At 70.3% G+C, this 23,595-nt stretch carries 22 protein-coding genes; 14 read left to right on the top strand and 8 right to left on the bottom strand.

The features are described 5' to 3' along the window. Nucleotides 1–458: 458 nt before the first annotated feature. On the top strand, nucleotides 459–785 hold the full coding sequence (locus OH768_RS53480) for an ATP-binding protein (RefSeq protein WP_406465811.1): 327 nt from the start codon (nucleotides 459–461) through the stop codon (nucleotides 783–785). A 94-nt stretch (nucleotides 786–879) separates the two neighbouring features. Here OH768_RS53480 and OH768_RS53485 read toward each other — a convergent pair whose 3' ends face one another. Together OH768_RS53485 and OH768_RS53490 are read right to left on the bottom strand one after the other, a co-directional pair. Next, on the bottom strand, nucleotides 880–1,629 hold the full coding sequence (locus OH768_RS53485; protein ID WP_406464928.1) for a hypothetical protein: 750 nt from the start codon (nucleotides 1,627–1,629) through the stop codon (nucleotides 880–882). Beyond that, nucleotides 1,626–1,943 carry a PadR family transcriptional regulator gene (locus tag OH768_RS53490; RefSeq protein ID WP_406464929.1) on the bottom strand — a complete coding sequence of 106 codons (318 nt, stop codon included), beginning with the start codon at nucleotides 1,941–1,943 and terminating at the stop codon, nucleotides 1,626–1,628. Before OH768_RS53490 ends, OH768_RS53485 begins: the two co-directional genes overlap by 4 nt. A gap of 205 nt (nucleotides 1,944–2,148) precedes the next feature. Here OH768_RS53490 and OH768_RS53495 point away from each other — a divergent pair, with 205 nt between their 5' ends. The 11 genes from OH768_RS53495 (at nucleotide 2,149) to OH768_RS53545 (ending at nucleotide 15,470) form a co-directional block, all read left to right on the top strand. Beyond that, the gene (locus tag OH768_RS53495; protein ID WP_406464931.1) at nucleotides 2,149–2,775 is read left to right on the top strand and encodes a hypothetical protein; all 627 of its coding nucleotides are present in this window, start codon (nucleotides 2,149–2,151) and stop codon (nucleotides 2,773–2,775) included. Between the two features lie 148 nt (nucleotides 2,776–2,923). Then, nucleotides 2,924–3,817, top strand: coding sequence for a universal stress protein (locus tag OH768_RS53500; protein ID WP_406464933.1), 894 nt, complete (start codon nucleotides 2,924–2,926; stop codon nucleotides 3,815–3,817). A 31-nt stretch (nucleotides 3,818–3,848) separates the two neighbouring features. Further along, nucleotides 3,849–4,871, top strand: coding sequence for a zinc-dependent alcohol dehydrogenase (locus tag OH768_RS53505; RefSeq protein WP_406464935.1), 1,023 nt, complete (start codon nucleotides 3,849–3,851; stop codon nucleotides 4,869–4,871). A gap of 5 nt (nucleotides 4,872–4,876) precedes the next feature. Next, the gene (locus tag OH768_RS53510; RefSeq protein WP_406464937.1) at nucleotides 4,877–5,749 is read left to right on the top strand and encodes a universal stress protein; all 873 of its coding nucleotides are present in this window, start codon (nucleotides 4,877–4,879) and stop codon (nucleotides 5,747–5,749) included. 221 nt (nucleotides 5,750–5,970) lie between these two features. Next, complete coding sequence (locus OH768_RS53515; protein WP_406464939.1) at nucleotides 5,971–8,352, top strand: phosphoketolase; 2,382 nt, start codon at nucleotides 5,971–5,973, stop codon at nucleotides 8,350–8,352. Between the two features lie 43 nt (nucleotides 8,353–8,395). Then, nucleotides 8,396–9,409 carry a type I glyceraldehyde-3-phosphate dehydrogenase gene (gap, locus tag OH768_RS53520; protein WP_406464941.1) on the top strand — a complete coding sequence of 338 codons (1,014 nt, stop codon included), beginning with the start codon at nucleotides 8,396–8,398 and terminating at the stop codon, nucleotides 9,407–9,409. Nucleotides 9,410–9,559: 150 nt separating this feature from the next. Next, nucleotides 9,560–12,250, top strand: coding sequence for a GNAT family N-acetyltransferase (locus tag OH768_RS53525; protein ID WP_406464943.1), 2,691 nt, complete (start codon nucleotides 9,560–9,562; stop codon nucleotides 12,248–12,250). A gap of 9 nt (nucleotides 12,251–12,259) precedes the next feature. Beyond that, complete coding sequence (locus tag OH768_RS53530) at nucleotides 12,260–12,991, top strand: CBS domain-containing protein (protein ID WP_406464945.1); 732 nt, start codon at nucleotides 12,260–12,262, stop codon at nucleotides 12,989–12,991. Between the two features lie 21 nt (nucleotides 12,992–13,012). Beyond that, nucleotides 13,013–13,522 carry a flavodoxin domain-containing protein gene (locus OH768_RS53535; RefSeq protein WP_406464946.1) on the top strand — a complete coding sequence of 170 codons (510 nt, stop codon included), beginning with the start codon at nucleotides 13,013–13,015 and terminating at the stop codon, nucleotides 13,520–13,522. Nucleotides 13,523–13,890: 368 nt separating this feature from the next. Continuing rightward, nucleotides 13,891–14,877: an Acg family FMN-binding oxidoreductase gene (locus OH768_RS53540; RefSeq protein ID WP_406464948.1), complete on the top strand. Its 987-nt coding sequence runs from the start codon at nucleotides 13,891–13,893 to the stop codon at nucleotides 14,875–14,877. A 5-nt stretch (nucleotides 14,878–14,882) separates the two neighbouring features. Then, nucleotides 14,883–15,470 carry a hypothetical protein gene (locus OH768_RS53545; RefSeq protein ID WP_406464950.1) on the top strand — a complete coding sequence of 196 codons (588 nt, stop codon included), beginning with the start codon at nucleotides 14,883–14,885 and terminating at the stop codon, nucleotides 15,468–15,470. Nucleotides 15,471–15,573: 103 nt separating this feature from the next. On the opposite strand, the gene OH768_RS53550 is transcribed toward OH768_RS53545, so the two are convergent. From OH768_RS53550 to OH768_RS53560, 3 genes are all read right to left on the bottom strand, one after another. Beyond that, a complete protein-coding gene (locus tag OH768_RS53550; protein WP_406464951.1) occupies nucleotides 15,574–16,206 on the bottom strand; it encodes a CBS domain-containing protein in 633 nt (210 codons plus the stop codon). Further along, nucleotides 16,206–16,667: a Crp/Fnr family transcriptional regulator gene (locus OH768_RS53555; RefSeq protein ID WP_406464953.1), complete on the bottom strand. Its 462-nt coding sequence runs from the start codon at nucleotides 16,665–16,667 to the stop codon at nucleotides 16,206–16,208. Before OH768_RS53555 ends, OH768_RS53550 begins: the two co-directional genes overlap by 1 nt. 266 nt (nucleotides 16,668–16,933) lie before the next feature. Further along, on the bottom strand, nucleotides 16,934–17,764 hold the full coding sequence (locus tag OH768_RS53560) for a universal stress protein (RefSeq protein ID WP_406464955.1): 831 nt from the start codon (nucleotides 17,762–17,764) through the stop codon (nucleotides 16,934–16,936). Between the two features lie 166 nt (nucleotides 17,765–17,930). Here OH768_RS53560 and OH768_RS53565 point away from each other — a divergent pair, with 166 nt between their 5' ends. Together OH768_RS53565 and ppdK are read left to right on the top strand one after the other, a co-directional pair. Beyond that, complete coding sequence (locus OH768_RS53565) at nucleotides 17,931–18,833, top strand: universal stress protein (RefSeq protein ID WP_406464957.1); 903 nt, start codon at nucleotides 17,931–17,933, stop codon at nucleotides 18,831–18,833. A gap of 15 nt (nucleotides 18,834–18,848) precedes the next feature. Next, nucleotides 18,849–21,551, top strand: a complete 2,703-nt coding sequence (gene ppdK, locus OH768_RS53570; protein ID WP_406464959.1) for a pyruvate, phosphate dikinase — start codon at nucleotides 18,849–18,851, stop codon at nucleotides 21,549–21,551. A gap of 264 nt (nucleotides 21,552–21,815) precedes the next feature. Here ppdK and OH768_RS53575 read toward each other — a convergent pair whose 3' ends face one another. From OH768_RS53575 to OH768_RS53585, 3 genes are all read right to left on the bottom strand, one after another. Continuing rightward, on the bottom strand, nucleotides 21,816–21,998 hold the full coding sequence (locus OH768_RS53575) for a hypothetical protein (RefSeq protein ID WP_406464961.1): 183 nt from the start codon (nucleotides 21,996–21,998) through the stop codon (nucleotides 21,816–21,818). Nucleotides 21,999–22,583: 585 nt separating this feature from the next. Continuing rightward, complete coding sequence (locus OH768_RS53580) at nucleotides 22,584–22,775, bottom strand: hypothetical protein (protein ID WP_406464963.1); 192 nt, start codon at nucleotides 22,773–22,775, stop codon at nucleotides 22,584–22,586. 512 nt (nucleotides 22,776–23,287) lie between these two features. Next, on the bottom strand, nucleotides 23,288–23,551 hold the full coding sequence (locus tag OH768_RS53585; protein WP_406464965.1) for an FAD-binding oxidoreductase: 264 nt from the start codon (nucleotides 23,549–23,551) through the stop codon (nucleotides 23,288–23,290). Between the last annotated feature and the right edge of the window lie 44 nt (nucleotides 23,552–23,595).

A 23,595-nucleotide genomic window follows, 5' to 3' on the forward strand; every position in this document is an offset into this window, starting at 1 on the left:
CGGCATCGGTGCGTCGCGAAGTGGGGTCGGGAGCATGCCTCGTACACGTCCGCGCCATCAGGGCGGGCGGAGCCCGGCCGAACCGAACATCGTGCAGGACGTGCTGAAGGACGCCGCCACTCTGCTGCGGCATGCATGACCATGTCAACGCGTTTCGTCGCAACACCGCCCGAACCGCAGGGAATTGACGTCCCCTTGACCCTCGGACAGTCCGATGGCCTGCCTTGCCGCACCACGTTTTACGGGCAGCCGTTGCCATGAGGGCGGCGGATGAAGGTCAGCAGTTCGATGTCGCGGTGGTGTAGAGCCGGTAGCCGACCGGGTCCGCTCGGCAGTGGGCCCTATCCCCTTCGACTTGGGCATACGGTGAGACCCTCCGCTTCTCCTCGGGCGACGGGGACTTCTCACCTCCAACGACGCTAAGCGCACAGGAAGGTCACTGGCAGCAGCCCACGATCATCGAGGACGTCATGCTCGCCGCGACTGAAGTCATCACGAACGCCGTGCGGCATGGCTCCAAGGGACCTGCGGGCATCGTCACTGTCGCGATCGAACTCTGCGGCAACGACCTGCGGGTCAACGTGACGGACTCCTCCACGATGTTGCCCATGCTCAGAGACGTATCGCCCCTGGAAGAGGGTGGCAGGGGTCTCCGCCTCCTTGGCGCTCTCACCGAGAGTTGGGGCGTTCATGTGGAGCGGGAGGGGGCTGGGAAGACCGTCTGGTTCACGCTCGGCGGCAACGCCCTTCCACGCCGCGCGGGCCGCTATGCGGCCTGTCGTTGAGCAGGACATCAAGGCTGCGTTCCTGCTCGCGCCCACCAGTCCGTAGAACGGACTGGTGGGCGCAGCTGCGTTCGGGGCTTGTCGTGACCGGGCGCTAGATGCCGTTGGAGTCGCTGTGTGGCGACGCGAGTTCGATACCGCGGATTCTGCGGAGCCACCCGACGAACAGCCGAAGGGCGATACCGCAGCCGGCACACCAACCCCAGCCCTCGGTGACGAGGGCGTGGAAACCGTCCTCGTACTCGACGTACACGACCTGCGCGCCGACAGCCAGGGTGATGAACCCATGTGTGCGCGTCTCCACCGACAGGAGCCAGTCCACGGGCAGCCACAGGGGAGCGGTGAGGTCACGCACCCGCATACGGAGCGCCGCCCAGAGGAATCCGAGGGCGTAGCGCATCCTGCGGCGTCGGGAGAGGACGATGCCGGTGCTGGGGTCCCCGGCCAGGACCGAGGCCCATTCCGCCCGGAGATGTGCCCGGCGTTCTCCGGCGACGAAGGAAGCGAGGTCCAGGGTCCGAAGGCCTGCCCGGGCGTTCTGGGTATGTGTGCTCGTAGTGGCCTCAGGGTCCAGGTCTTGCTCCTGCGGCCTGTTGCGCAGTGCGGTGAGCAGCAGCGTGATGGCGCTGCCGAGGAGCGCGACCGCGGTCACGGAACCGGCCGCCCATCCGAGGGTCAACACGTTGTTCGTGAACGCCGGTTCGGGGTCGAGCAACTTCAGGGCATAGCCCACGAGAAGGAAAACCAGTGCGGCCGTGCCGGTCAGTACCGGTGCGAGCACCGCGACAACAGCCAGCGTTCCGGCGCGGGAGAAGACCTCCACAGCCGGCTCGTCCGCCCTCACAGCGCTCCCCCTTCACCTGCTGAGCGCAGCCCGAAGAGCCGAGGCTTCCGCTCTTTGGCCTGGTGGGCCGCTTGTTGGCCGACGGCGGTGAGTTCGTAGTAGTACCGCTTCGGCCGTCCCGGGTGCTCGCCCGATTCCGCATACCGAGTCGCCCACCCCGCGTCTACCAGTCGCTCAAGGATGGGGTAGACCGTCCCGGACCCGAGGTCGGCCTCCTCGCAGATCTTGAGTCCCCACGCGGGGTCGTCGGCGGTGGACGTCAGTAGCACCTTGATGACCTCAAGAGTCGGGCGTGTAAGGCGAATTGATGCCATGCCACGAGTGAAGCAGCACGCCGACCATATGTCGAGTACGACATTCGGTCGGCCTTGGTGTCTTCGGGCCGGCGGTCCAACCGGCCCTGCGGAAGGGGTCGTTCAGCCCGGCGCCGACGGACCAACGGCATCAGGTGGCGGACGGCCCAGCGCACAAGAGTCAGGGGTGCAACGAACGACCTGACACCTCGAAGGGACCACGATCATGGCCGTGCACGAGCACCCGCACCGCAGCTCCGGCTTCCACCTGCCCACGTTCCGCAGGAACGGTTCGGCGTCGGACGGCGCCGTGACGGCAGCCACCACGACGACCACCACGGCACGTGCCTACGCCTTCGCGTCCTTGCGCCTGGTCACCGGGTTCGTCTTTCTGTGGGCGTTCTTGGACAAGACGTTCGGGTTCGGTTATGCGACTCCGTCCGGTAAGGGCTGGATCGATGGCGGTTCGCCGACGAAGGGTTTCCTGAGCGGTGTGGCGGCGGGTCCGATGGAATCCACGTTCCATGACTGGGCCGGTGCGGGCTGGGCGAACTGGCTGTTCATGCTCGGTCTGCTGGGCGTCGGTGTCGCGCTGGTTGCCGGTGTCGCGCTGCGGCTGGCGGCGGTCGCCGGTACGGCGATGATGGCGCTGATGTGGATCGCCGAGTGGCCGCCTGCGAAGCACTTGTCGGACGGCACGCTGAGCATGTCGTCGAACCCGTTCGCCGACTACCACCTGATCTACGCGATCGTGCTGATCGCTCTCGCGGCGGCAGGCGCCGGCGCCACGTGGGGTCTGGGCAAACTCTGGGCCACGGTGCCCGTCGTCCGCGACCACAACTGGCTGCGCTGACCGCAGGAGAGACGGCGGGCCCCTCGCGAGGGGCCCGTCCTGCGGCTGGCCATTGGGCCGATCGGCCCCTCCCGGGGACCTGCGGCCCCTGCTGCGGGAACCCCTACGCCACCAAGCTGGAATCACATCCCGTTGAGGAGGAAGAACCATGGTCCGCAGTGTTGTCGCAGGTCTCGACGGTTCACCCGAGAGCCGCGCCGCCGCTGAATGGGCGGCCCGCGAGGCGAAGTTGCGCGATCTGCCGCTGAAGATCGTCCATGTCTGGGAGCCCGCCCCGGACCCGCTGGCCCAGGCCCCGCTGCTGGGCGCCGAGACACAGCAGCACTGGAGCGAGCGGATTGCGCGCGAGGCGGGCGAGGACCTGCGTCAGCGCCACCCCGGCGTGGACGTGACGGTGGACCAGGTGACCGGCACGCCCACGGACGCGCTGGTGGACGCGGCGAAGGACGCCGAACTGCTGGTCCTCGGCTCTCGTGGACTGAGCGGAGTCGGTGGATTCCTCGTCGGTTCCGTCGGTCTCTCCGTCGTCGCGCACGCCGAGCTGCCCGTGGTCCTGGTCCGGGCCGGCGAACAAGCCGCCGACAAGGACGGCACGAATCCGGAGTCCGTCACCCCGTACCGGCCCGTGGTCCTCGGCCTTGACGCCGACGCCCCGTCCGACGCGGTGATCGAGTTCGCGTTCGCCGAGGCCGCCCGGCGCGGCACCACCCTGCGCGTCGTCTACGGCTGGAACCTCCCGCCGTACTACGCCTACGGCCTCGCGATGGACGCCGGCCTGCACGAGGAACTCTCCCGTGAGGAGAGCGAGGCCCTCACCGAGGCCCTGCGCGCATGGCGCCAGAAGCACCCCGGCGTCGAGGTCGTCCTGGAGCCCCGTGTCGGCAGCGCCGCCGACCACCTGGTGGACGCCTCCCGCGAGACCTCCCTCGTCGTCATCGGCCGCCGTATCCGCCGCGGTGCGCTCGGCGCCCACATCGGCCCCGTCGCGCACGGCGTCCTGCACCACTCCACCGCCCCCGTGGCCGTCGTCGCCCACGACTGACCCACCCCCGTCCCCCTGAGGAGCAGCAGTCATGAAGGCAGCCGTTGTACGAGCGTTCGGCGAGCCCCTGGTTATCGAGGACCGACCCGACCCCGAGCCGGGCCCCGGCCAGGTCCGTGTCCGTGTCGAGGCCTCCGGGTTGTGCCACACCGACATCCATGCCGCCCACGGCGACTGGCCCGTGAAGCCCAACCCGCCCTTCGTCCCCGGCCATGAGGGTGTCGGCCTCGTCGAGAAGCTCGGCGACGGCGTCACCCACCTGAGCATCGGCCAGCGGGTCGCGGTGCCGTGGCTCGGGAAGGCGTGCGGGCGGTGCGAGCACTGCCTGTCCGGCTGGGAGACGCTGTGCGAGCAGCAGATCAACACCGGGTACGGCTGCGACGGCGGGTACGCCGAGAAGATGCTCGCCTGGGCCGACTTCGCCCAGCCGGTACCCGACGGCGTGAGCGCCGTCGACGCCGCCCCGCTGACCTGCGCCGGCGTCACCACGTACAAGGCGCTCAAGGTCGCGGGCGTCCGGCCCGCCCAGCTCGTCGCGATTTCCGGTGTCGGCGGGCTCGGGCACCTGGCCGTGCAGTACGCGAAGATCGCCGGAGCCCAGGTGGCGGCCATCGACGTCACCGACGAGAAGCTCGAACTCGCCACCGCGCTCGGCGCGGACCTCGTCATCGACGCCCGCAAGGACGACGTGGGAGAGGTTCTCAAGCGGCACGGCGGCGCACACGCGGCGATCGCGCTGGCCGTGAACGAGTCCGCGTTCGCCGCCGTCAACTCCGGTCTGCGGCGTGGCGGGAAGCTCGTCATGGTCGCCCTGCCCGCGCACGGCACGATCCAGGTCCCGATCTTCGACACCGTGCTGAACGGCACCTCGGTGATCGGCTCGATCGTCGGCACCCGGCAGGACCTCTCCGAGGTCTTCCAGCTGCACGCCGCCGGACAGACCAAGGTCATCTCCGAGACGCGCCCGCTGAGTTCCGTCAACGAGTCCATCGCCGATGTACTGCGCGGCGACGTCAAGGCCCGGATCGTCTTCGACCTCGCGACGGGGCGGTGATCACGATGACACTCCCGATCGTCGTCGGTGTCGACGGCTCCGAGCCGAGTCTGCGCGCATGCGACTGGGCCTCCGACGAGGCCGCCCTGCGCGGAGTCCCGCTGCGGCTGGTGTACGCCTCGCTGTGGGAGCGCTACGAGGGCACCTCGATCGCCGAGGATCTCGCCAAGCCCGACGACCAGGTGATGGCCGAGGACATCGTCGACAACGCCGCACGCCGTGCCCGTCGTCGCCATCCGGACCTGGACGTGAGCGTCGAGGTGCTGGCGGAGGAGCCCGAGTACGCGCTGGTACGGGAGAGCCGCAGCGCCTCGGCGCTGGTGACGGGCACCCGCGGCCGGAGCGGGCTGGCCGAGGCGCTGCTGGGCTCCGTGAGCCTGATCGTCGCCGGGCACGCGCAGTGCCCGATGATCGTCGTACGCGGCAACCACGACAACCAGGCCCAGGCCGGCACGCACGGTCGCATCGTTGTGGGCGTCGGAGAGAAGCCGGCGGGCTCGGTGGCGGTGCGCTTCGCCTTCGACGAGGCGCGGCGACGTGGAGTGCAGGTGGAGGCCGTACGGGCCTGGCGCTGGCCCGCGCGTGAGTCCACCGACCATCCGCTGATGGCCGGCGAACCGGCCCGACTGCACGAGCAGCAGGCGGTGGAGGCGCTGGAAGCGGCGCTGCAGGACGTTCCCGCCGATGTCGTAGTACACCGCCGTACGGTCGAAGGCCCCACCCGGACGGTACTGGTCGACGCCTCGCGCGACGCCGACCTCCTGGTCGTCGGAGCGAAGCGACGCCCCGGGCACTACGGGCTCCAACTGGGCCGGGTGGCACATGGGGTGCTGCACCACTCGGCCTGTCCGGTCGTCATCGTGCCCGAGCGGGCATGACCGCGGTGACCGGCTGCTCGGAGATCCGCCGCGTGATCGGGGGCGTAAGTCCGCAGATCGCGCGGCGGACGCTCGGTGCTTTCAGCTCCGCAGCGGGTCACCAACTTCACTTGTAAGCAACGCAGTTGTCCCACGTACGGCGCGGCAGCCTCGCAGCACTGTGGTCTGCCATGCCGTTTCTCCTACGCATTGCCCCACGCCGATGACTCCCGGAGCCCCTGATGAACAAGGCCGAACACTCGGACACGACCGGACTCTCCGACGACGGACTGCGCACCCTGGACGCCCACTGGCGGGCCGCCAACTACCTTGCCGCAGGCCAGATCTACCTCATGGCGAACCCGCTCCTGACCGAGCCCCTGAAGCCGGAGCACATCAAGCCGCGGCTGCTCGGCCACTGGGGTACCTCGCCCGGCCTCAACCTCGTGTACACGCACCTCAACCGGGTGATCAAGGCGCGCGGTCTCGACGCGTTGTGCATCTGGGGACCCGGCCACGGCGGTCCGTCCGTACTCGCCAACTCCTGGCTGGAGGGCAGCTACAGCGAGACCTACCCGGACGTCTCGCGCGACGGGGCCGGTATGGAGAGGCTCTTCAAGCAGTTCTCCTTCCCCGGTGGCGTGCCGAGCCATGTGGCGCCGGAGACCCCCGGGTCCATCCATGAAGGAGGCGAACTGGGCTACTCGCTCGCCCACGCCTACGGCGCCGCCTTCGACAACCCGGACCTCCTCGTCGCCTGCGTCATCGGCGACGGCGAGGCCGAGACCGGCCCGCTCGCCGCCGCCTGGCACTCCAACAAGTTCCTCGACCCGGTCCACGACGGCGCCGTCCTGCCGATCCTGCACCTCAACGGCTACAAGATCGCCAACCCGACGGTCCTGTCCCGCCTCCCCGAGTCCGAACTCGACGAGCTGCTGCGCGGCTACGGCCACGACCCGATCCACGTGACCGGCGACGACCCGCTCAAGGTGCACCGTGCCATGGCCGCCGCGTTCGACGACGCGCTGGACCGCATCGCCGTGATGCAGCGGACCGCCCGCGAGGACGGCGTCACCGAGCGCGTGCACTGGCCCATGATCGTCCTGCGTACGCCCAAGGGCTGGACCGGTCCCGCCGAGGTCGACGGCGTCCCGGTCGAGGGCACCTGGCGCGCGCACCAGGTCCCGCTGTCCGAGGTGCGCGAAAACCCGGAGCACCTACGGCAGTTGGAGGCGTGGCTGCGGTCGTACCACCCGGAGGAGCTGTTCGGTGCCGAGGGCCGGCCCGTCGCGGACGTCCTCGCCTGCGTCCCCGAGGGCGCCAAACGCCTCGGCTCCAGCCCGTACGCCAACGGCGGTCTCCTCGTCCGCGACCTGCCGATCCCGTCCCTCGACCGTTTCGCCGTCCCCGTCGACAAGCCGGGCACGACCCTCCATGAGCCCACCCGCATCCTCGGTGACCTCCTGGAAAAGGTCATGCACGACACCTCGGCGAGCCGCGACTTCCGCGTCGTCGGCCCCGACGAGACCGCCTCCAACCGCCTCCAGGCCGTCTTCAACGCCAGCGGCAAGGCCTGGCAGGCCGAGCACCTGCCGGTCGACGAACACCTGGACCGGCACGGCCGCGTGATGGAGATCCTCTCCGAACACACCTGCCAGGGCTGGCTGGAGGGCTACCTCCTCACCGGCAGGCACGGACTGTTCTCCTGCTACGAGGCGTTCGTGCACATCGTCGACTCGATGGTCAACCAGCACATCAAGTGGCTCAAGACATCAAGGGAGTTGGCGTGGCGGGCGCCGATCGCCTCCCTCAACTACCTGCTGACGTCGCACGTGTGGCGCCAGGACCACAACGGCTTCTCCCACCAGGACCCCGGCTTCGTCGACCACGTCCTCAACAAGAGCCCCGAGGTCGTCCGCGTCTACCTCCCGCCGGACGCCAACACCCTTCTCTCCGTGGCCGATCACGTCCTGCGCAGCCGCGACTACGTCAACGTGGTCGTCGCGGGCAAGCAGCCCTGCTTCGACTGGCTCTCCATGGACCAGGCCCGCGCCCACTGCGCGCGCGGCGCCGGGATCTGGGAATGGGCGGGCACCGAGAACGGCGGCGAACCGGACGTCGTGCTGGCCTGCGCCGGTGACGTCCCCACCCTGGAAGTGCTGGCCGCCGCCCAGTTGCTCCGCCGGCACCTGCCCGGCCTCGCAGTCCGCGTCGTGAACGTGGTGGACATGACGAGGCTCATGCCCCGTGACGAACACCCGCACGGGATGAGCGACTTCGAGTACGACGGCCTGTTCACCACGGACAAGCCGGTCATCTTCGCCTACCACGGCTACCCGTGGCTCATCCACCGCCTCGCCTACCGCCGTACCGGTCACGCCAACCTGCATGTGCGCGGCTACAAGGAGTCCGGCACCACGACCACGCCCTTCGACATGGTCGTCCGCAACGACCTCGACCGCTACCGCCTCGTCATGGACGTCATCGACCGCGTCCCCGGCCTCGCCGTGCGCGCCGCCGCCGTACGCCAGCAGATGGCCGACGCCCGCACCCGCCACCACGCCTGGATCCGCGAACACGGCACCGACCTGCCCGAGGTCGCCGACTGGACCTGGAACGCGTGACCCGCTCCCGTAAGTCCCCTGCGCCGCAAAGGAGTTCACCGTCATGACCGTACGCGTCGGCATCAACGGCTTCGGCCGGATAGGCCGCACCTATCTGCGCGCGGCACTCGACCGCGCCGAGGCGGGCACCCAGGACGTCGAGGTGGTCGCGATCAACGACATCACCTCGCCCGCCACCCTGGCCCACCTCCTGGAGTACGACTCCACGTTCGGGCGCATTGGCCGCGAGGTCAGCCACGACGACAGTTCGATCACCGTCGACGGCAGGCGCATCGAGGTCAGCGCCGAACGCGACCCGGCCGCCCTGCACTGGTCCGACTACGGCGCCGGCATCGTCATCGAGTCCACCGGCCGTTTCCGCGACCGCGACTCCGCCGCCCTGCACCTGAAGGCGGGCGCCCACACCGTGCTGCTGTCCGCACCGGGCAAGAACGCGGACGCCACCATCGTCATGGGCGTCAACGACACGACGTACGACCGCAGGCAGGACCGGATCGTCTCGGCCGCCTCCTGCACCACCAACTGCGTCGCCCCGATGGTGAAGGTGCTGCACGACGCCTTCGGTATCGAGCGCGGCATGATGACCACCATCCACGGCTACACCAACGACCAGTCCCTGCTCGACGGCCCGCACAGGGACCTGCGCCGGGCCCGGTCGGCGGCCCTGAGCATCATTCCCACCAGCACGGGTGCCGCCCGGGCCGTCGGCCTGGTGCTGCCCGAGCTGGCCGGCGCCCTGGACGGCATCGCGGTCCGCGTGCCCGTCGAGGACGGCTCGCTCACCGACCTCGCCGTGGTGCTGCGCCGTGAGGTGACGTCCGAGGAAATCAACGCGGTCTTCGACGAGGCCGCCGCAGGCCCGCTCAACGGCATCCTCCGCGTCTCGAAGGCCCCGATCGTCTCCCGCGACGTGATCGGCGACCCCTCCTCGTGCATCTTCGACCCGGCCCTGACCCAGGCGCACGGCACCCTCGCCAAGGTCTTCGGCTGGTACGACAACGAGTGGGGCTACACCAACCGGCTTCTTGACCTGACGGCGCTGGTCGCCGACGACTGAGCACGACCGCGAGAGGCCCCGTGAGGTGGGCCTGTGTGGCGGGTTCCTGAGGGCCGAAAGGCCCCATGGTCCGCCCCCAGGCAGCCCATGGGGCCTCTCGCCGTTCCGCGGGACGCTCGAAGTGCCAAAGAATCCTGGAAGGGATCCGCGATGACGCACGACATACTCGGCCGACCCACTGTCCACGCTCTGCTCGCGGACGGCACCACCGTGTGCATCCGTCCCGTCGAGGCCGGCGACCACGACCAACTGCAGGGCCTCTACGAGGAGATGTCCCCGGAGAACCTGCGGCTGCGGTTCTTCGGAGTGAGTCGCCGGTCCGCCGAGACGGCGGCCGACCGGGCCTGCCGGCCGCACCCCGGATACCGGGCCCTGCTGGCCGAGACCCAGGGCCAGGTGATCGGACTCGCCGAGTACGACACCGGCGGTACCGGGACCGCGGCCGACATCTCCATCGCGGTCGCCGACGGACTGCACCACCGAGGTATCGGCACCCTTCTCGTCGAACACCTGGTTTCCGCCGCCCGCGCCGAGGGCGTCACCACGTTCACGGCCGACGCGCTCAGCGAGAACCGCGAGATCCTGCGGCTCTTCGCCGACCTCGGCCTGCGCACCGCCCGCCACTTCGAGGGCCCCGAGATGCACTGCACCATCGAACTCGCCGAGGACGAGAACTACTTGTCGGCCACCGAGGCACGTGGCCGCGCCGCCGACGTAGCCAGCCTTGTACCGCTGCTGCGCCCGGACGCGGTTGCCGTCGTCGGTGCCGGGCGCACGGCCGGTTCCGTGGGCCGGGCGATCCTGCACCACCTGAAAGCCGGCGGCTTCACCCGCCGCCTCTTCGCGGTGAACCCCGCCGCGACCTCGATCCTCGGCGTGCCCAGCTACCCCTCGGTCAGCGCCCTGCCCAGGACGCCCGACCTCGTGGTCGTCGCCGTACCCGCCGCCGCCGTCCCGGCCACAGCCGAGGAGTGCGGCAAAGCGGGCGCCCGCGCCCTCCTGGTCGTCACCGCGGGACTCGACGCGGCCCAGGCCGAGGCGCTGACGGTGGCCTGCCGGACGTACGGCATGCGGCTGGTGGGCCCCAACTGCCTCGGGGTCTCCAACACCGACCCGGAACTGAGCCTCGACGCGACCTTCGCCGCCAACCACCCGAGCCCCGGCACCGCGGGCATCGCCGTGCAGTCCGGCGGCGTCGGCATCGCCCTGCTCGACGGACTGTCCCGGCTCGGCATCGGCGTCTCGACCTTCGCGTCCCTGGGTGACAAGTTCGACGTCAGCGGCAACGACATGCTCCAGTGGTGGGAGAGCGACGGCACCACCGACCTCGCCCTGCTGCACCTGGAGTCCTTCGGCAACCCGCGGGCCTTCTCCCGCACCGTGCGCCGCGTGACCCGCCGGATGCCGGTCCTGACCGTCGACGCGGGCCGCACCGACGCGGGCCGTCGCGCCGCCGCCTCGCACACCGCGGCCGCCGCCACCCGCACCATGACCCGCGGGGCGCTGTTCACCCAGGCCGGCATCACCGCCACCCGATCCGTCGGCGAACTCCTGGAAGCCGCAGCCCTGTTGCACTCCCAGGCGCTGCCGACCGGGTCCCGCGTCGCGATCATCACCAACGCCGGGGGAGCCGGAGTCCTCTCCGCCGACGCCTGTGCCGAAGCCGGGCTCAGCCTCCCGACACCCACCCCCGAACTCGTCGACGACCTGCTCGCCGTACTGCCCGGAGGCGCCGCGATCGGCAACCCGGTCGACGCCACCGCCGCCGTCACGGAGGAGCAGCTCAAGGACTGTGTGGACCGCATCATGCGGCACGGCGGCGTCGACGCCGTCCTCGTGGCACTGGTCCCCACGGCGGTCGCCGCGGCGACCGGCGACGACCTCGTCCGGGCGCTCACCGACACCCCCGGCCGACGGCCCAAGCCGATCGCCGTGGTACGACTCGAACAGGCCCTGCCCGTCGAGCTGTTGCCCACCACCGACGGTCGCACCGTCCCCGCCTACGCCGAACCCCAAGCCGCCGCACGGGCGTTGGCCCACGCCGCATACCGCGCCGCCTGGCTCGCCCGGCCCGCCGGGACCGTCCCCGACCTCGACGGAGTAGACACCGCGCGCGCCCACAGCGTCGTCGATAGCTACCTCGACGCGAACCCGGACGGGGGCTGGCTCGGCCCGCGAGAGTGCGCCGAACTCCTCAGCTGCTACGGCATTCCCCAACTGGCCTGGGCCTGGGCGGAGACCGAGGACGACGCCGTCCTCGCCGCCGACCGGATGCGCGGCGCCGACGGACGGGTGGTCATGAAGGGCCACTGGCCCGGGCTGCTGCACAAGAGCGAACAGCACGCCGTCCACCTCGACCTGCGCGGAGACGCCCAAGTGCGCGCCGCCTTCAGGGACTTGGAGACCCGCTTTGCCGGACTGCTGACCGGCGTGGTCGTGCAGCCGCTCGCCGAGCGCGGCACCGAACTGTTCGCCGGCGTCGTCCAGGACCAGGTCTTCGGACCCCTCGTCCTGTTCGGACTCGGCGGCACCGCGACCGAGATCCTCGCCGATCACACCGCCCGGCTCGCCCCGCTCACCGACCACGACGTGCACGACCTGATCACGGCCCCGCGCTGCGCCCCGCTCCTGTTCGGCGCGCACGGCAGCCCGCCCGTCGACCTCGAAGGCCTCGAACAACTCCTGCTGCGGCTCTCCCGGATGGCGAGCGACCTGCCGCAACTGGCCGAGGCCGACTTCAACCCCGTACTCGCGGCACCGGGCGGAGTCTCCGTCCTCGATGCCCGCGTCCGCCTGCTGCCCAGCAGGCCGCAGGACCCGTATCTCCGCCGACTTCGCTGAGGAGGGAACATGAAGCACAACAAGGTCGGCTCCGTGATGACCACGGAGGTCGTTCGCGCCACGTACGGAACGCCGTTCAAAGAGGTGGCACGCCTGCTCGGCGAACACCGCATCAGCGGCCTGCCCGTGGTCGACGAGGACGACCAGGTCATCGGAGTCGTCTCCGAGACGGACCTGATGGCCCACCAGGCCGAGGCCCCCGACCCGTACGAGCCGAAGAAGCGGTTCCGGTTCGCCGGCCTGACGCGCGGCGGCAAGCAGCGGGCCGCGAAGGCCACGGCCCGCACCGCCGGCCGGCTGATGACCGCGCCCCCCGTCACCGTGCACGCCGACGACACCATCGTCGAAGCCGCCCGGACCATGGCACAGCACCGCGTGGAGCGGCTGCCCGTCCTCGACGAGGAGCATCGGCTCGTCGGCATCGTCACCCGCCGCGACGTGCTCCAGGTCTTCCTGCGGCCCGATACGGACATCCGCGACGAGGTCGTCAATGAGATTCTGGTACGTGCACTGTGGCTGACGCCGAGCAGCGTCGACGTCTCCGTGGCGGAGGGCGTCGTCACGCTCTCCGGCCACATGGAACGCAAGAGCGAGACGGAGATCGCCGTCTCCATGGTCCGGCAGATCGACGGTGTCGTGGCGGTCGTCGACAAGCTCTCCTACCGAACGGACGACTCCCGCATCCAGCCCGAGGACCAGCAGTACCACGGTGTCTCCGAGACCTGGCTGCGCCACCTGTGAACTGAGAGGAGGCGAACCGTCATGCCCACCAGCGTGCTGGTCGCCTACGGGACGACGAACGGATCGACCGCGCAGATCGCCGAGGCCGTGGCCGAGGTCCTGCGCAAGGAAGGGCTCATCCCCGACCTGCTGCCTGCCGGGTCCGTCGCGGATGTGAGGCCGTACGGCGCCGTGGTGGTCGGCAGCGGGCTGTATGCCGGCCGCTGGCACCGTGACGCCCGCCGGTTCCTGAACCGGCACGGCCGCTACTTGGCGCAGCGCCCGCTGTGGTTCTTCAGCAGCGGCCCGCTCGACGCCTCTGCCTCGAAGCGGGACATCCCACCCGTGCACGGCGTACGGCGTGCCATGGCCCGGCTCGACGCCAGGGGCCATGTCACCTTCGGCGGTTGCCTGGAGGAGGGAGCCAAGGGACGTATCGCCCAGTCGATCGTGCGCAACGGGAAGGGCGGAGACTTCCGCGACTTCGGCGCGATCGAGGACTGGGCGGCGCAGATCGCGAACGAGCTGCTGAAGGAGCAGGAGGAGAACTGAACTTGCTGTATCTCCCTTTGGCGCGGAGCGGCCCCGGCGCGGAACCGATGCGCCGGGGCTGCTCCGTTGGACGCGGGAGACGAGGTCGGGCCAATGCCGCTCGGGTATTCCCGTACCGGTGGCCGCACGCGGTGACCGCGAGCAGAGGCAGCGTCAGTGCCGCGGTGAGCACGGTGGAGCGGCGGCGGTGGTTGCGAGATGCGAGTGCTGATGTGCTGTTCATGCCATTCTCCTCCGACATGTCCAGCGAACTCCTCCCGGTAGGCGCTCACCAGTGCCGCACGGCTCGTCTCCAGGGCCGGAAGGCTCATGCGCCGGGTGCCGCCGGGCGAGGACCCTGAAAGGGAACGGTCGACGAAGGGGGCACCATGTCTCTCGCCTACGAACAACACGGCCGTGCGGCCCTGCACTTGGCCCACGCGGCGTCCCTCGCACCCTCGCCGCACAACACCCAGCCCTGGTTCTTCGCCGAGGAGGGCCACGATCACGGCTTCGAGATCCACGCGGACCGCGGGCGGCGCCTGACCCTGACCGACCCGGGCGGCCGGGAGACGGTCATCGCCTGCGGGGCGGCCCTGTTCAACGCGCGGATCGCCGTGCGCGACCTTGGCTTCAGGCCCGCCGTCGACGTGCTGCCGGAGACCGGGAACCCGGCCTACCTGGCCCGTGTGGCCTTCGCCGCCCATGCCCCGGCGACCTGCGACGAGGAGCTGATGGCGGGCGCGATGGCACACCGGCACACGCACCGCGGACCGTTCGGGGCCGAGAGAGTCGCGGAGGAGCTGTTCGACGACCTGCGGGAGCACGCACGGGCCGAGGGCGCCGCCCTTCAGGTCCTCGACGAGCCGGACCAACTGGACCAGCTCGCGGATCTGGTGCGCACCGCCGAGGACGTACACCGCGCCGACCGGGGGCACAGCGCCGAGATCGCGGGGTGCGTCGGGCCGGCCGGAGTACCGGCCGAGGCGTGCCTGTACCACCCGGACTGTGTCCTGCTCGCCGCCCGTGACTACCTGGGCCTCGTCCGGCAGTTCGCCGTCCCGCCCCAGAAATGGGTGTCGCGCACCGGCACGGTCGTCGTACTGACCACCCCCTACGACACCCGCCCGGACTGGCTGCGCGCGGGGCAGGCACTCCAGCGCGTGCTGCTGTACGCGGCAGCTCACGGGGTCCGGGCCGCCTTTCACACCCAGCCCCTCGAAGTGCCCGGCGTACGCGCGGAAGTTCGCACGGGCATCGCCTTCGGCCGGTTCCCGCAGATGATCCTGCGCCTCGGCCACACGAACCAGACCTGGGCCACCCCGCGGCGCGGGCCCGCCGAGACACTGCTCCGCAGTGACATGCCGGTCAGGTGAGGACCATGACCCCCAACAGGCGCGGAAAGCCGGCCAAGGTGCGCCGGTGGCGGCTTCGGCCCAACCCGCTCAGGCGCCGCAGCTACCTCGTCGAGGCCTGGCTGCTGATCGCGGCCTGGACTCTCGCGCTCGTAGCGGCGGTCGGCGCGGGCACATGGACGGCCCTCGCCGTCGAGCGGCACGTCGACGCCCTGCGGGCCGAGCGGCACCCGGTGTCGGCCGTGCTCATCGAGGACGCCGAGCGCACCGTGGGCACGAGCGACGGCAGCGACAGCTACCGGGCCACCGTGCGCTGGACCGCGGCGGACGGCAGGAGCCGCACGGGTCTGGCCCATGTGGACTCCCACAGCAAGGCCGGGTCCACCGCCCACGTGTGGCTGGACGCTCAGGGCCGTCTTGTGCCCACTCCCATGACCGCCGAACAGGCGCGGCTGGAAGGTGTGGTGCTGGCCGCCTGGACCGCCGTGGGCGCCGGCGGGACGGTACTCCTCATGGGTTGGAGTGTGTCCGGGTGGCTGGAACGGCGGCGTCTGGAGCAGTGGGAAGCCGAGTGGGCGCGGGTCGGTCCACGGTGGGGCCACAAGACCGGCTGACGAGTCCGCGCGCGCCGTCGTGATCCACAAAAGCAAGTTGCAGTCGGGTGCTGCCCGTTCAGCAGTCGCCGGGCGATCCCGGATCCCGATCGCCCGGGGATCTTCAGCGGTGGGTGAGATCGAGCCGCACGTCCACGACGCCTTCCACCGCCCGCAGCGCCCGGGCTGCCACGGGCACGAGTGTCCGGTCGGGCAGCGAACCGCCGATCGTGACGACACCGTCGGTCACCTCGACCGTCAGGGAGCTGGTCAACGGGAGCCGGCCGAGGACGCTGCGCCGGATCTCCCCGGCGATCTCCTCGTCGGGACGGAGGAAGACCTTGAGCAGGTCCCCTCGGCTCACGATCCCCTGCAGCAGTCCGACGCCGTCCACGACGGGCAGCCGTTTGACATGCCGCCGGGCCATGATGCGTGCGGCCTCGGCGAGCGGGGCGTCCGCGTGTACGGTCACGGCCGGACTGCTCATGAGCTCGCCCGCGGTCACCGCACCCGCCTTGGCACGGTGCGCGGAGTCGCCTTCGCCGGGCCCGTCCTCGCCGCCATGGAACTCCTCCTTGGCGAGCAGGTCCGCCTCGGACACCACCCCGACGACCCGGCCCTCGCCGGCCAGGACCGGCACGGCGCTGACCTTCCACTGGCCCAGCAGTTCGACGATCTGCTTGAAGGGTGCCTCGCTTCCTACGGCGACCACGGTGTGGGTCATCACATCGCTCACGGTGTACGGAGATTCAGGCATCACGGTCCCTCCATCTCGTGTGTCGAGCGCAGTGAGACCAGCAGAGCGCGGGCGGCGTTCAACCGGTGGGCCAGCACCCGGCCGACCCAGTGCTCGACGGTCCGGCCGAACTCGGCGTCGTCCAGGCACAGCAGACGGACGGCGACCGCGTCGAACTCGTAGGCCTGCACCTGGGTCACCGTCGCGGCGCCCAACTGCCAGGCGTACGGCTCGTACAGCCAGGACCAGCCGACGAGATCGCCGACTCCGAGCGTCTCGACGACCGGGGGCCGGCGGTCGGGCACTTGCATGTCGAGGGCGACGGTGCCGTGCTGGATGATCCAGAACCGGTCGGCGTGCCCGCCTTCCTCGAACAGCCGGGTGTCCGGCGGGAAGCGCACCTCGCGGCCGAACCTCAGCAGCCGTTCGCGATGCACCGGGGGCAGCGCGTGGTTCACACGGAGTGCCATCGAAGGGGGCATCGGGTTGCCTCTGTTTCGTGTTCGGCTTCCAGCGCGGCGACCGGGGTCCGTGGCTGGGGCAGGTTCCCGGCGTCGGCTTCGAGCGGGGGATGCGGCCTGGGAAATTGGGTGTCTGCGGGCTGTCGTCGGCCACGGTGAGCGCGGCGTGCTGCCACAGCCCGATCAGTCATAGAAGGCCTCGTCATACCTCTCAACGTGCGCCGCGCTCACGCCGACCCACAGGGGCCGAACGGCCTGTCCGCCGGGGCCGAACCTCCCCCTGTGGGCTACAACGGCACGACGGCGACCGGGGAGTGCGTGTGCGCCAGGAGGGCCAGTGCGGTGGAGCCCGGGGCGGTGTGCCGTCCCACCACCACCAGTCCGGACGTCTCGGAGGCGTGGGCGAGGGCCTTCGCCGGGGAAAGCAGCAGTACGTCCTCCTGGACATCGACGTCCAGGTACTTCCCGCGCCACGGGCGCAGCGCGTCGGACAGCAGATCCTCTTCGTGGTCCTCCCAGGTGCCACGGTCCTTCTCCGGCACGGGGACGACGGACTCGGCGGCGCCTGCCGGCAGGGTCCAGGCGTGTACCGCGTGCAGCCGGACGCGGTGCAGGCGGGCCGTCTCGAAGGCGAAGTCGAGCGCGCCGCCCGCTGGGTCACGGGCGTCGACACCCACGGTCACGGCGTCGGTGTGGCCCGCGGCGTCCGTCCCCGCAAGGGTTCCGGGCACCAGCACCAGCGGCCCGGCACACCCGGTGGCGAGGGCCGCCGCGGTCGAGCCCAGGGCGACCCCGGCATGCCGGCCCTCGCCGCGCAGGCCGAGGACGACCAGTTCCGTGTGCGCGCTCGCCGCCCGCAGTTCGGGGACGGGCGCTCCGGTAAGGCTCACCGCCCGGACCGTCAACGACGGGTGGCGGGCGGTGAGTTCGGCGACCACGTGGTCCGCCACCGTGTCCGGGCGGTAGGGCCACTGCTCCACTGGGTCCAGGTTCTCGGGCGGTGCCACATGCACCACTCGCAAGGGGAGCCCGCGTCGCAGCGCCTCGCGCGCCGCCCAGTCCGCGGCAACGCGGCTGCGCGCCGACCGGTCGACACCGGCGATGATCACTCGTTCCATGGTCTGCCGCCTTCCAGGTCCGTGGCCCTACCACTCTGACTGTGCGGGGCGGGTGTGTGCTGGGGCCGAACGGACCCCGGTTGGAGACCTGGCGGCCCATACCTGCCGGTAGGCCGCGGGACGACGCTGGAGGGGAGGAGCAGACCGAGCGCAGGAGGTGCGGACCATGCTTCCGCCCGTCATCGCAGGAGTCGACGGTTCCGCCGAGAGTCTGGCCGCCGCCGACTGGGCCGCCCGCGAGGCGGCACGCCGCGACCGGTCGCTACGGCTGGCCCACGTCTGGAACTGGCACCCGCGCCAGGAAGACGGCGAGCCCGTCACAGCCGCCCAGCGGCATCAGGCACGCCGCGTCCTGCGGCAGGCGAAGGAGAGGGCCCGCGCCGTCGCCCCCGGTATCCACCTCTACGACGAGCAGGTGGAGGGTCCCGCGACCGCCGCCCTGCTGAAGGCGGCCGAGGAGTCCGAGCTGCTGGTACTTGGCTCGCGTGGGCTGAGCGGGGTCACCGGGTTCCTGGTGGGCTCGGTTGCGCAGGGCGTGGTAGCCCAAGCCTCTCGACCCGTGGTGCTCGTCCGGGCGGACGAGGAAGCCGCCGCCGAACACCTTCCGACGCCCAGTGGCCGCCCTTCCGTCCTGACCGGCTACCGGGATGTGGTCCTGGGCGTCGACCTGGGCGATCCCTGCGACGCGGTGATCGAGTTCGCCTTCGAGGCGGCCCGACTGCGCGACGCCCGGCTCCGTGTGGTCCACGCCTGGCAGCAATCGTCCCCGCTGGGGCTCGGCCCCGGCGAGATCGGCCTGGTGAGCGGACCGCAGCGGGCCGAGGAATGGCACGGCTTCCTGTCCGCCGCACTCCAGGTGTGGCGCGACAAGTACCCCGGCGTCGAGGTCGCCGAGATCGTCGCGGAGGGCCGGGCCCGGTCCGTGCTGCTCCGGGCCGCCTCGGGAGCGAGCCTCCTCGTGGTCGGCCGGCACGTCACCGACCGCCCGGCAGGCCCGCGCATCGGACCCGTCACCCATACCGCCATCCATCACGCCGGCTGCCCCGTGGCCGTCGTACCCCACGAGTGAGAGGCCCGAGTCCTGATGACCGCACCGACCAAGTACGTGTACGAGTTCGCCGAGGGCAGCCGGGACATGGCCGCCCTGCTGGGTGGCAAGGGAGCGGGCCTGGCCGAGATGACCCGGCTCGGGCTGCCCGTGCCGCCCGGATTCACCGTCACCACCGAGGCCTGCAAGGCCTACCTGAAGACGGGCGAGGAGCCGCCCGAGCTGGCCGTCGAGGCGGCCCGCGCGCTGGCAGGACTGGAACAGACGATGGGCCGCACCCTCGGCGCGCCCGACGATCCGCTGCTGGTGTCCGTACGCTCGGGCGCCCGCTTCTCCATGCCCGGCATGATGGACACCATCCTCGACATCGGCCTCAACGACGAGTCCGTCACCGGGCTCGCCGAGGCGTCCGGGCAGGAGCGGTTCGCCTGGGACTCCTACCGGCGGCTCATCCAGATGTTCGGCCACACCGTGATGGGCGTTGACGGCGACCTCTTTGAGCAGGCCATCGCCGAACACAAGGCACGGCGTGAGGTGACCGGCGACCACGACCTCGACACCGCCGAACTCGCCCTGATCACCGAGGAGTTCAAGACCATCATCCGCAAGGAGACCGGCGAGGACTTCCCGCAGGACCCGGCCGAGCAGCTGGCCCGCGCCATCCGCGCGGTCTTCGACTCCTGGACCGGCGAACGCGCCCACATCTACCGCCACCGCGAACACATCTCCGAGGACCTCGGCACCGCCGTCAACGTCCAGGCGATGGTCTTCGGCAACCTCCGCTCCCTGGTGACCTTCGAAAGCAGTGGTACCGGCGTCACCTTCACCCGCGACCCCGCCACCGGCGAACGCGGCATGTACGGCGACTACCTGCCCGACGCACAGGGCGAGGACGTCGTCGCCGGAGTCCGGGACGCGCTGCCGCTGAGCGAGCTGAAGCGGCTCAACCCGCGCGCCTACATCCAGCTCAGCGATCACCTCCGCACCCTGGAGCACCACTACCGCGACCTGTGCGACGTCGAATTCACCGTAGAGCGCGGCAAGTTGTGGATCCTGCAAACCCGCGTCGGCAAGCGCACCGCCGAGGCCGCCTTCCGCATCGCCCATGACCTGCGCGAGGAGGGCACGATCGACTCGGACGAAGCCCTGGTCCGCGTCGACGGCGCCGAACTGACGCGCCTGATGTTCCCCCGCTTCGACACCACCCCGGCCGACGTACCCCTCGCCCATGGCGTCGCAGCCTCCCCGGGCGCGGCGGTCGGCGTCGTGGTCTTCGACTCCGCCGAGGCGGTACGACGCGCCGCGGCCGGCGAGGCCACGGTCCTCGTCCGCCGGGAGACCACCCCCGACGACCTGCCCGGCATGATCGCCGCACAGGCCGTCCTGACCAGCCGGGGCGGCAAGACCAGCCACGCGGCTGTCGTTGCACGCGGCATGGGCAAGGTCTGCGTCTGCGGCGCCGAATCCCTCACCGTCGACCCGGCGGCACGTCGATTCACCACGGAATCGGGCGTGGTCGTGCACGAGGGCGACACCGTCTCCGTCGACGGCACCGCGGGCACCGTCCACCTCGGCGCACTCCCGCTGACCGCGTCCGACGTCGGCCGTGCACTGGAGACCGTCACCGCGAGCGGCCCGCTCACGGAGGCGGTCCTGGGCGCCCTCGCCCACGCCGACTCCGTACGACGCCTCGAAGTACGGGCCAACGCCGACACCCCCGAGGACGCCGTACGCGCCCGAAGCCTGGGCGCACAGGGCATCGGACTGTGCCGCACCGAGCACATGTTCCTCGGCGAACGCAGGGCGCTGGTCGAGGCGATGATCCTGGCCCGCGACGACAACGCACGCCGGGAGGCCCTGGCTGCTCTGCTGCCCCTGCAACGCGAGGACTTCACCGGAATCCTGACGGCGATGGACGGCCTGCCGGTGACCATCCGGCTCATCGACCCACCGCTGCACGAATTCCTGCCGGACCGCACGGAGTTGGCCGTACGCCTGGCGCGCACCGAGCACCCGGACCCCCACGACCGCGAACTGCTCGCCGCCGTCGAGCGCATGCACGAGCAGAATCCCATGCTCGGCCTGCGCGGCGTCCGGCTCGGCCTGGCCGTGCCCGGCCTGATGGCCATGCAGGTGCGGGCGATCGCCGAGGCCGTGGTCGCGCGACTGCGGGCCGGCGGCCGGCCACGCGCCGAGATCATGATCCCGCTCGTCGACACGGTCGAGGAACTGCGCCTCGCACGCACCGAGGCGGAAGCCGTCCTCGCCGAGGTCCAGGAGGAGACCGGCACCACCCTCGACTGCCCGATCGGCACGATGATCGAGCTGCCGCGCGCCGCGCTCACCGCGGGACGCATCGCGGAGTACGCCGACTTCTTCTCCTTCGGCACCAACGACCTCACCCAGACCACGTGGGGCCTGTCCCGCGACGACGCCGAGGCCTCCTTCTTCCCGCTGTACCTGGAGAAGGGCGTCTTCAGCGTGTCGCCGTTCGAGACGATCGACCAGGAGGGCGTGGGCCGACTGGTGGAGCTGGCCGTCGAGGAGGGCCGAGCCGTCGACTCCCGCTTGGAGACCGGGGTGTGCGGCGAGCACGGCGGTGACCCGGAGTCCATCCACTTCTTCCACCGAGTGGGACTCGACTACGTCTCCTGCTCGCCGTTCCGTATACCCGCGGCCCGGTTGGAGGCCGGACGGGCGGCCCTCATGGACATCACCGGGGGTAGCGACAGCAGGTGAGTGGTTCGGTCAGCCATAACGGCAACGGAGGCACAGGCCCCCTCGGTAGATCAAGGAGCGTCACAACTCCATGACCACGGGACCTGTGCCTGCCTCATCTTGAGGACATGCTGAGCCCTGACTACTCGCTCTGGACGATCGGGTCGAGGTTCGTCTCATGGCCTTTCCCAACAGCGAGGACCTCGGTCAATCAACTCTGCCGGGCGATTCGCGGACGCGCATGGTTTCCGCCCTTGAGTAGTAACAGCGGTTGCCGCCCGGATCCTAGGCTTCATCATCCAACTCGCTCGCGGGTGGGAGCTGGGACTGTTGGCCGGCCACTTCGATGAGCCGATAGCGGCGTTGACTTCGTCTGTCTGCGGCTGAGCGCAGGACGAAGCTCTCCAGTGCTACCTCGACCTCTTCGTCAAGATTTGCTTTGACGGTGTTGACCAGTGATTCGTCCACGAACCCATGGATCTCCACCCCGGCTCGGGTTTCGAAATTAAGATCTGCCGACGAGTGCGGAGGCCGTCGAGGCGTCCCTGTATCCGGACGATCTCTCGTTCCTCGCGGATGATGTCGAGCCGCTCGCGGAGAGACTCGGACTGCCCGACGGAAAGGCTGGAGACGATGCGTTCTCCTGTCCCGCGCTTCACGGCCAGGCTGATGTCCAGATTCTGGTTCGGCAGGCCGAAGATCAAGTCAGCCACGGCTCGCCGCACCACGGGCGACGCGCTGAACAGCGAATCCATGGATTCTTCGTCATTGGGGCCTTCAGGAAGAGCCCGTACAAGCTCCACAGCTCCGATTTCCGCCCACGACACACCGGCCGGCGGAGCTCCCCTCGTTCCTCGCCATCCGACTGGGCGTGAGGACGCAGGTCAACGATCACCGATCCCGGCGCGGAGGCGGCCACATCCAGTCGGGCGACCTCAAAGTCCAGGAGCTGCAGCTTCACGATGTCCGCAACGCGACTGCGCCGCGCTTTGGCGAGTCGAGCGACAGCGCGTTGCACACGTTGAAGGAAGTCGCCGACTTCGTTGGCCGAGATCAATCCACCATGGGTGGTGTCGGACTGGCGGAAGTTGAGGCCAGGGCGCCTGTAGCGGCTTCCTGGAGTCCGAGCCCGCTGAACTTCGTCGCTGATGCTTGGAGGCTGGCCCGGGCGAGCTGGGAGAGCGGATCGGTGCCCTCGGTTGTCTGGAGGGCGCGGACGTAGGCGTCGCGAAGCTCGTTACTCACCAGCTCACCTCCAGATATCCCTTGATCGCCCCAGGAATGGGTTCCCGTCAGGCCCCTTCACCTTCGACCAGATCCCATCCCAATACTCCTCCTGCGCGGCGACACCCACGGTGACAAAGAAGCTGTCGATCAGTCCGCCCATGGGCTGGACGCGGTTGGCCCGTAGCTGAGGCAGTTCCGCCTCCACGCCCTGGAGCGTGAACAAAGGGATGAGCTTCTCGTGATCCTTCTCGGTCAGTGGCAGCGAAGGGTCGACGAGAACAGCCAGGTCCAGATCGTCCGGCGGGGCTTCCTTCTAGGTGCAAAAGCCACCATCCACCCAAAAGGTGCCGTGGAATCACGGTCCCCCCTCACGCCGGCGCAAGCCGACCATCCCGCAGCTCTGGCGGGTCACCATAGCTGTGACACCAGCGCACAGAAATAGGAACGGCTGTCTCCCGTGGGACAGAGAGGTACCGCTGTTGCTTGAGCCCCCCTGGGCACCGGTCGCGGCGGCCACCGCCTCCGCCACGTCACCGCCGACCGTGGCGGGGTCGGCGCAGCGGCGGACCCAGCACGCGGTTCATCCGCTCGAACGACCTGACGATGCCGTCGGCGGCGGGTACGCAGGCTCTGGACAGCCCGGTGCCGGCGCCCCGTGCCGTCACGGGGACGTGCCGTGTGGCGGCGACCGCGACGATCCCCGAGACCTTGGCGGTCGATGCGGGCCGCACCACGAACTGCGGCCGTCGTGCCACGGCGGCCGGCGACTCGTCGTGCCCGTACTCCTCCGGCACGCGGTCCTCTGTGAGAACGTGCTCCGGTCCCACCACCTTCGCCA

Source organism: Streptomyces sp. NBC_01622, from assembly GCF_045209635.1.
GTDB lineage: Bacteria > Actinomycetota > Actinomycetes > Streptomycetales > Streptomycetaceae > Streptomyces.

Bases quoted from the DNA above. Each gene is read 5' to 3' on its own strand.
- OH768_RS53490 (WP_406464929.1), bottom strand. From the start codon at position 1,943: ATGGCATCAATTCGCCTTACACGCCCGACTCTTGAGGTCATCAAGGTG.
- OH768_RS53495 (WP_406464931.1), top strand. From the start codon at position 2,149: ATGGCCGTGCACGAGCACCCGCACCGCAGCTCCGGCTTCCACCTGCCC.
- OH768_RS53500 (WP_406464933.1), top strand. From the start codon at position 2,924: ATGGTCCGCAGTGTTGTCGCAGGTCTCGACGGTTCACCCGAGAGCCGC.
- OH768_RS53505 (WP_406464935.1), top strand. From the start codon at position 3,849: ATGAAGGCAGCCGTTGTACGAGCGTTCGGCGAGCCCCTGGTTATCGAG.
- OH768_RS53510 (WP_406464937.1), top strand. From the start codon at position 4,877: ATGACACTCCCGATCGTCGTCGGTGTCGACGGCTCCGAGCCGAGTCTG.
- OH768_RS53515 (WP_406464939.1), top strand. From the start codon at position 5,971: ATGAACAAGGCCGAACACTCGGACACGACCGGACTCTCCGACGACGGA.
- gap (WP_406464941.1), top strand. From the start codon at position 8,396: ATGACCGTACGCGTCGGCATCAACGGCTTCGGCCGGATAGGCCGCACC.
- OH768_RS53525 (WP_406464943.1), top strand. From the start codon at position 9,560: ATGACGCACGACATACTCGGCCGACCCACTGTCCACGCTCTGCTCGCG.
- OH768_RS53530 (WP_406464945.1), top strand. From the start codon at position 12,260: ATGAAGCACAACAAGGTCGGCTCCGTGATGACCACGGAGGTCGTTCGC.
- OH768_RS53535 (WP_406464946.1), top strand. From the start codon at position 13,013: ATGCCCACCAGCGTGCTGGTCGCCTACGGGACGACGAACGGATCGACC.
- OH768_RS53540 (WP_406464948.1), top strand. From the start codon at position 13,891: ATGTCTCTCGCCTACGAACAACACGGCCGTGCGGCCCTGCACTTGGCC.
- OH768_RS53545 (WP_406464950.1), top strand. From the start codon at position 14,883: ATGACCCCCAACAGGCGCGGAAAGCCGGCCAAGGTGCGCCGGTGGCGG.
- OH768_RS53550 (WP_406464951.1), bottom strand. From the start codon at position 16,206: ATGCCTGAATCTCCGTACACCGTGAGCGATGTGATGACCCACACCGTG.
- OH768_RS53555 (WP_406464953.1), bottom strand. From the start codon at position 16,667: ATGCCCCCTTCGATGGCACTCCGTGTGAACCACGCGCTGCCCCCGGTG.
- OH768_RS53560 (WP_406464955.1), bottom strand. From the start codon at position 17,764: ATGGAACGAGTGATCATCGCCGGTGTCGACCGGTCGGCGCGCAGCCGC.
- OH768_RS53565 (WP_406464957.1), top strand. From the start codon at position 17,931: ATGCTTCCGCCCGTCATCGCAGGAGTCGACGGTTCCGCCGAGAGTCTG.
- ppdK (WP_406464959.1), top strand. From the start codon at position 18,849: ATGACCGCACCGACCAAGTACGTGTACGAGTTCGCCGAGGGCAGCCGG.